A 256-nucleotide genomic window follows, 5' to 3' on the forward strand; every position below is an offset into this window, starting at 1 on the left:
CCGGTCCGGAGCTGGCCGGGCTGCCGGTCCCGCAGCTGGGGTTCAACTATCTGGGCCGGTTCGACACCACCGCCGATGCGGAGGCGACCGACTGGGCCCTGTGCGATGACGCCGATCTCGGTGACGGGCGTGATCCGGGGATGCGGCTGAGTCATGTGCTGGACCTGAACGCGGTGACGCAGGACCACGCGGACGGGCCGCGGCTGGTGGCCGGCTGGTCCTGGCCGGGCGCCCTGTTCGGCGAGGCGGAGGTGCG

1 protein-coding gene is annotated in these 256 nt (G+C 73.0%); it reads left to right on the forward strand.

From position 1 onward, the window contains the following. On the forward strand, positions 1 to 256 hold a 256-nt coding region (locus JL475_RS39525), incomplete at both ends, for a hypothetical protein (RefSeq protein ID WP_202282996.1).

Source organism: Streptomyces sp. M2CJ-2 (assembly GCF_016757295.1).
In the GTDB taxonomy this organism is placed as follows: domain Bacteria; phylum Actinomycetota; class Actinomycetes; order Streptomycetales; family Streptomycetaceae; genus Streptomyces.